Below are 3,560 nucleotides of genomic sequence, written 5' to 3'. Positions count from 1 at the left end.
GATTTTAAATCACCCTAACCTTCCTTCAGTCTTGTCTTATGGTACTTTGGCTGCTTAAAAACTGTCCGGAGTATTGAACTAATATTTTTCAGGACAACTCCCGGTTGTGGGGTTTGAATCAGGGTGGCTGTCATGGCTACCTGCTTGCTTTTTAGCTTATTTATAAAATCTTAGCAAAACTCAGCTTTACGAAACGCACTGAGGGGGTGAGAACGCCTCTGAAACTTTGATTATAAGAGCATTGAGGCTGCTGAACCACGAAAAACATAGCGGATTATTGACAAGTTTATTGACTCGTAGGATCGGCAGCGATCGCCCCACCCAAATAGTCCTGAACCCACCGAGGCCAGAAACCGGGTTTCTTCCTATATCTCTAGCTGAGAATCTGCGATTTTTCAGAGCAACCCGGTTTCTTCGCGTAACTCCTACCAAATCAAAATCTGGCAATACGCTAAATATAATTAAAATTTGTTAAGATTAACTCGACCTCAGCGCCGGCATCCCATCCGCCGCTAAACCTGCCCTTCCCCAGTCCCCACAACAATGCTGCGACTCGAACACATCAGTAAAATTTACCCCACAGGCGTCGTACTCAAAGATGTCACCTGGGAAGTCAAGCCAGGCGATCGCATCGGCTTAGTCGGCGTTAACGGTGCCGGTAAATCCACCCAACTCAAAATCATCGCCGGCGAAATCGAACCCACCGCCGGCGAAGTTATTCGCCCCGCCAGCTTGCACATCGCCTACCTCTCCCAAGAATTTGAAGTAGATCCGACTCGCACCGTCAAAGAAGAATTTTGGCGTGCCTTCAGCGAAGCCAACGAAGTCCATGAATCCCTAATGCAAGTCCATCGAGACTTGGAAAACTCCTCCCCAGAAAATCTCGACGAACTGATCCACAAAATGGATCGGCTGCAACGGCAATTTGAAGGCTTAAACGGCTACGGTTTAGAAGCCCAAATCGAGAAAATTCTGCCCGAAATCGGATTTGAACCCGAAGATGGCGATCGATTAGTCAGCGCCTTCAGCGGCGGCTGGCAAATGCGGATGAGTTTGGGCAAAATTCTCCTCCAAAAACCCGACATCCTGCTACTCGACGAACCTACCAACCACCTCGACTTAGAAACGATCGAATGGCTGGAAGTATACCTCAAAGGGCTGACAACCCCAATGGTAATCGTATCCCATGACCGAGAATTTCTCGATCGGCTCTGCACTCAAATCGTCGAAACCGAACGCGGTGTTTCCAGCACTTACCTTGGCAACTACTCCTCCTACCTGCTGCAAAAAGCAGAAGCCAGAGAAGCCCAACTCAGCGCCTACGAAAGCCAGCAAAAAGAACTCGAAAAACAGCAAGCATTCGTAGAAAAATTCCGCGCCAGCGCCACTCGCAGCACCCAAGCCAAAAGCCGCGAGAAACAGTTAGACAAAATCGAACGCATCGAAGCGCCCACCGGCGGATTAAAAACTTTGCATTTCCGCTTTCCCCCCGCACCCCGCAGCGGTCGCGAAGTAGCAATAATTGAAGATTTGGTGCATACCTACGGCGAAAAAATCCTATTCTTGGGAGCCGACTTGTTAATTGAACGGGGCGATCGTATAGCCTTTCTCGGCCCCAACGGCGCGGGCAAATCAACCCTGCTGCGCCTGATTATGGGTTTAGAAAAGCCTTCTGAAGGTACAGTCAAATTGGGAGGTCACAACGTCATTCCCGGTTACTTTGAACAGAATCAGGCAGAAGCCTTAGATTTGAATAAAAGCGTGATGGAAACCATTCACGACGAAGTACCGGACTGGAAAAATGAAGAAGTTCGGACTTTATTGGGGCGGTTCTTGTTTACCGGCGAAACAGTATTCAAACAAGTCGGCGCTTTGAGCGGCGGCGAAAAAGCCCGTCTGGCTTTAGCAAAGATGCTGTTGACTCCCGTGAATTTGCTAATTTTGGACGAGCCGACAAATCACCTCGACATTCCGGCGAAAGAGATGATGGAAGAAGCGATTCAGAATTATGACGGTACGGTAATTATCGTTTCACACGATCGCTATTTCATCTCCCAAGTTGCTAACAAAATAGTCGAGATTCGGGACGGAGAGTTTCGCCCTTATTTGGGAGATTACCACTACTATCTCGATAAAATAGCTGAAGAAAAAGAGCTAGCCAAGTTAGCAAAAATTGAAGCAGAAAAAGCGGCTAAAAAAGCCGAAAAAGAGGCAAAGAAAAAAGCTGCCGCTAAGCAAAAATAAACTTGCATCCCTCGCAGATAAACCTTAAATCCGCGTTTATCTGCGTCTAGCTGCAGTTTTAAAAAAAAAGATTATTAACTAACCCAAAATTCGATTAATCATTTGATTCGCCTGGGAGTCGTAACTCCCACCACACAAATTAAAATGATTTAAAATGTGATACAGATTATAAAGAGTTTTGCGTTCTTCATACCCTGAATCCAAAGGCCAAACCTGATTATATCCCCGGTAAAACTGCGCCGGAAATCCACCAAATAGCTCACTCATCGCAAGATCAACTTCTCTATCTCCAAAATATGCCGCCGGGTCAAAAATCACCGGTTCCCCCGCAGATGTCACCCCCGCATTTCCCCCCCACAAATCCCCGTGAAGTAGCGAGGGTTGAGGTTCATAACCAGCTAACAATTCAGGAATCATCTCTAATAAACGTTCCCCTTGCGGAAAATGACCGCCCCGACGCCTAGCCAATTTTAACTGATAACCAATCCGATGTTCTGCCCAAAATTCTGCCCAGTTTGCCGTCCAATTATTAATTTGTATAGTTGATCCGATCGTATTATTAATATCCCACCCAAAAACTCCCCTCCACAAGCCCGAATTAGGCTCTTCTCTCCCCCTTATCAAGGGGGAGTTGGGGGGGGTGTATTTGTGCATTTCGGCGAGTTTTCGCCCCATTTCTTCCCAAGCTCGATCGCCACCGCGACTTCCCAAATCCAGCCATTCCAGCACAATATAAGCTGAATTTCCCTCAGTTCCCCAGCAAATCGGCTCAGGTACTCGAATCGTCTGGGTTTCCCCCATTTGCTGCAAACCCCGCGCTTCAGCTTCAAACATCGCGACTTGGGAAGCTTGATTGATTTTCGCGAAGTAAGCGCGGCAACTGCTGCTGATATAATAGCCTTGATTTATGCAGCCCCCGCTGACAGAACGCCGATGGTCGAGAGAAAATGTTTCTCCGGTTGTTTCACAGATATGCGCGGCAATTTTGTCCCACATAGCATCAAATCGTGTTGAGGGCGATCGAAATTAGTTTAACAGGTATGGCAACTTAATCAGCAAAAACAACAAAGCCCCTATCTGAAGCTCAGAAAGAGGCTGTGTAATGTCAAATATAATCCGAGGCATTGATCTATTTTTGAGCGGCAGTGAAGGGCCAAATATCTTAGGCACATGGGCGTTTAACAAGCGAGCTGGGGATGGTATCCGAATAGTGTCAGTGCGTGTGGCGACACAAGCAAAAAAAAATAAGGGAGAAAAACGCTGAAGACTGCACAGAATTAAGTCATCATCCTTACCATGTAGAAAGAGAGGTCAAG

Annotated in this window: 2 protein-coding genes; one reads left to right on the top strand and one right to left on the bottom strand. The window is 47.1% G+C overall.

The window, feature by feature from the left end:
* The first annotated feature begins 543 nt into the window (after positions 1-543).
* Complete coding sequence (locus QUB25_RS29415) at positions 544-2,244, top strand: ABC-F family ATP-binding cassette domain-containing protein (protein WP_333188978.1); 1,701 nt, start codon at positions 544-546, stop codon at positions 2,242-2,244.
* Positions 2,245-2,322: 78 nt separating this feature from the next.
* Here QUB25_RS29415 and QUB25_RS29410 read toward each other — a convergent pair whose 3' ends face one another.
* Positions 2,323-3,240 (bottom strand): fructosamine kinase family protein, encoded by a 918-nt coding sequence (locus QUB25_RS29410; RefSeq protein ID WP_333188977.1) that lies wholly within the window; start codon positions 3,238-3,240, stop codon positions 2,323-2,325.
* Positions 3,241-3,560 lie beyond the last annotated feature (320 nt).

The organism is Microcoleus sp. B3-D7 (assembly GCF_036705305.1).
Classification (GTDB): Bacteria; Cyanobacteriota; Cyanobacteriia; order Cyanobacteriales; family Microcoleaceae; genus Microcoleus.
This window is presented reverse-complemented; position numbering and strand designations above follow the sequence as displayed.